Origin of the sequence: Bombella dulcis (assembly GCF_026385505.1) — a bacterium.
Lineage (GTDB): Bacteria > Pseudomonadota > Alphaproteobacteria > Acetobacterales > Acetobacteraceae > Bombella > Bombella dulcis.
In genome coordinates, this window is sequence record NZ_JANIDV010000014.1 from 1 (window position 1) to 3,077 (window position 3,077).

4 protein-coding genes and 1 pseudogene are annotated in these 3,077 nt (G+C 60.0%); all 5 read right to left on the minus strand.

Annotated elements, in window-relative coordinates; genetic code table 11:
* Positions 1–80: 80 nt before the first annotated feature.
* A complete protein-coding gene (locus tag NQF87_RS08650; RefSeq protein WP_266128007.1) occupies positions 81–518 on the minus strand; it encodes a DUF4054 domain-containing protein in 438 nt (145 codons plus the stop codon).
* A gap of 2 nt (positions 519–520) precedes the next feature.
* A complete protein-coding gene (locus tag NQF87_RS08655; RefSeq protein ID WP_266128008.1) occupies positions 521–928 on the minus strand; it encodes a hypothetical protein in 408 nt (135 codons plus the stop codon).
* A 4-nt stretch (positions 929–932) separates the two neighbouring features.
* Complete coding sequence (locus NQF87_RS08660; protein WP_266128009.1) at positions 933–1,982, minus strand: DUF2184 domain-containing protein; 1,050 nt, start codon at positions 1,980–1,982, stop codon at positions 933–935.
* A gap of 17 nt (positions 1,983–1,999) precedes the next feature.
* Positions 2,000–2,488 (minus strand): structural cement protein Gp24, encoded by a 489-nt coding sequence (locus NQF87_RS08665; RefSeq protein ID WP_266128010.1) that lies wholly within the window; start codon positions 2,486–2,488, stop codon positions 2,000–2,002.
* An 11-nt stretch (positions 2,489–2,499) separates the two neighbouring features.
* Positions 2,500–3,077: pseudogene (locus NQF87_RS08670) on the minus strand (hypothetical protein); the annotation flags it as partial.

The window sequence follows — 3,077 nt, forward strand, 5'->3', positions numbered from 1 at the left end:
CACCCGCTTTGCATTGGAGGCATTCTGCCCGAGGTCAGTCAGATATTTTGTGAGTTTCGTCCCACCCTTCATTCGTGCGCTCATGGCCATATCCTTGCGGGGTGGGGTCTGCCGGGGGTAAAGCGCATCTGCCGGTACTTGGCCGTCGCCTGCCAGTAGGTCAGGCCATACTGCGTCTGCGTTAACCAGCCCGCATTGTTCGGCAGGCCGGACCCGTCGTAGGAGACGGAGACAGAGCCACGGGTGGCTGATGCCAGCCTGCCAACGCCCTGCGCTCCAGTGGATGAGCCGCTACCTGCCGCAGAATTCAGGCCAAGCTGGGCCTGATGTGCCACGAGCAGCCACAGGAGGTCACGCCGCTCATCGACGTTCTGGACGATGGAGAAGGGGGTGTTGTTGAGGAACAGGCACGCCTGCCTGAACAGGAACCCAGCCTGTGGCTCTGCGACCGTGGAGGCCAGCTGCGGGAAGGCGGCGGCCCAGTCGGGGTAGGAGAATTCAACAACGCCCGCAGTCATTACTATTTCTCCAATTTCTTCACGTTATTCGGAAGAGCGTTCCGGTCTTCGCCCTCAAGGCCGGTCTTTTCCTTGGACAGCTCCGCTGCGGCGGCATCGGCTTTGGCGGCATTTGCCTCAGCGAAGACGAGATACTGCGTCACGAGCTGGTTGCGCTGGTTCTGGTCAAGCCATGCCTTCCAGAAGTCGGCGTCCACCTCGGTGCGCCCGACACGTCCTAGAAGGCGTCCTTCCGCCTCATGATAGGACGGGTCATGCTTGGCCCCTTTCAGGGTCACGCTGCGCAGAGCTGCGGCGGCCTGCATCACCGGGGCCTCGGAGGCGGTGCGGCTTTTCAGTCCGTCCAGGTCGTGAAGTTCCAGAATAACTCCGGACGGCAGGCGGCAGAGTACGGTTACAGTGTTGGCCATGATCTCAAATCCCCACCATCGTTACGCAGGCAATCGGGTAGTACCAGATGGTCCCCCATGTACCCTGGGTCTTCTTCTGCCGGACGTAGGAGCTGTAACGCTCCACGGCATGGGCACGCAGCTTCTCCGTGAAAGCTGTCGTGACCGTTCTCTGGCCATCCACTTCCCGGAGGAAGAGCTGCATCTGTGTTACCTTGCTCAGTCCGCCGGAGAGGGTGCTCCCCGCTTCTGGTAGGGTCTCAATCTTGAGGTTCGGCAGGTTTTCCTGAAGCAGGGAACGCAGGGACACACGAAACTGGTTCGTGTACAGCAGGCACTGCTGCCGTTCAGTCGGAATGACGAGAGTCAGCGGGCTTTCCAGAGTGACGTTCCCGCCCATCTGGACGGATAGCTGCTGGAATGCCTTGAGGATGTCGTTATAGACCTGCACGGGATCCGTGGTGCTCATCCAGTCATTGCCGCCTGTGGCCGTCCCGGAGGATGCGATCTTGGGGGTCGGCTGGATGGCAGCTGGTAGGGCCGTGTCATTGAGGGCACCACGGAGCTGGAGGCCCTCCAGTCCGAACAGGTTGATGCGGTTGCTCGCCTTGTTCAGAACGGAGATTGAGGCTTCGTTTTTCTGGCTCACCCAGTCGAGGCGGGCGGCTCCCATGCGTTCAGCTTCACGCTCGCCCCATTTCGTCCATGTCTGGAAATGGAAGGACTGACGCTGGACCCAGTTGGCATTGGCGTCGCTGTCACCGTTCTGGCTGTAATCGTCATAGGAAGCCGTTTCACCGGAGAGTTCGATGAAAGGGAACTGAGCCGTATCTGTCAGCCAGTCACCCTTACGGCCAGAATCGTATATCTCTTCCGACCGGGTAGGCGTGATGAGTGCCCGTTTGACGTTCGGGTCAGTCCATGTAGAGAAGATGGACGGGATGCCAGAGTTGGGGGCCGTGACGGCACTGTCAAAAGCCCCGCTGTGGCGTTCCATGACGCCATAAACACCGAAGTCACGTTTCAGATGTTCAGGCGTCACAGAGCGTAGATGTGTATCTGTAGTCTTTTTCATTTTTCGTCCTTAAAAAATCAGGAAAGGGGGCCGGTGATGATGATATCGGTCCCCGCCGGTCCACCCTGGGATACGGTCCAGCCTGTATCCACCGTGCCCTGTGGGGCATTTCCTGCGGATGCTGTCTGGATGCTGCCATCCGTTGTGGAGGCGAACACGCTGTCGCCACGGCTGGCGGGCGTGCTGGAGCGTGCCCAGTAGTCACCACCCGAGGACAGGGTGACGCCAAATCCGCCTGGAATGGTCATGGTGCTGGACTGGAGATACTGGGTCGTCAGGCCTTGCTGATCACGGTGGACGAACCCGGCGGGCTTGCCTGTGCCTGTATTGGAGACAGTCAGACCATCCTGATTGACCCACGCAAATGCGGCGATGGTCAGGCCGGACGGCCCGGCACGGAACCCTGCTTCAGGAGAAATGACGGAACGGCGGGGATTGGCGGAAGCAATGGCCCCCGGAAAGCCCTGCGGCCACGTGTAGTTTACTGCGGTCTGGAATTCGCTCATTGCGGCGGTCCTTACAGTTTATGGGGAATTTTGTAGGGAAGGGGCGCACTGTCATGCGCCATGGCTGGCTCGTAGGCGGTATGGACGCTGCGAACCAGGCTATTGACCAGAGCCTTGAGGCCCGCCTCATTAACTTCATTCAGGCTGTCCATCGCCATTCCGGACTGCCGTAGGGCATAGCGGTAAATGTCGGGAGCACGGTCCATCCCGTGGACATCGCCAACCAGCGGGCGGACGAGGCGGAGGGCATCATCAGCAGAACGGCGCATCGCACGGTCTGCGGCCAGAGCCTTCTTTATGGCCCGGTCTGTGGCCATTGCCCGTTTGCGCTCTTCCTCCGCATCGTCCTCATCCTCGGCCTTCTTTTCGGGGACGCCGGAATTTGCGGCGGTATTCTCATTGTCCGTGGAGCCGCCAGTCGACCTGCATGCGGCAAGACAGGCGTCAATCTGCTCCTGTGAGCAGCCGGACTTCTCCATTGCACTTTTCATGGCGGCAAGCATTTCGTCCATGCCATCCGTCGCCTCTGTAGTCTCGTTCTCCGCCGTGGTTTCGGCGTTCTCAGCGTTGTCCGCTTCGTTGTCCTGGC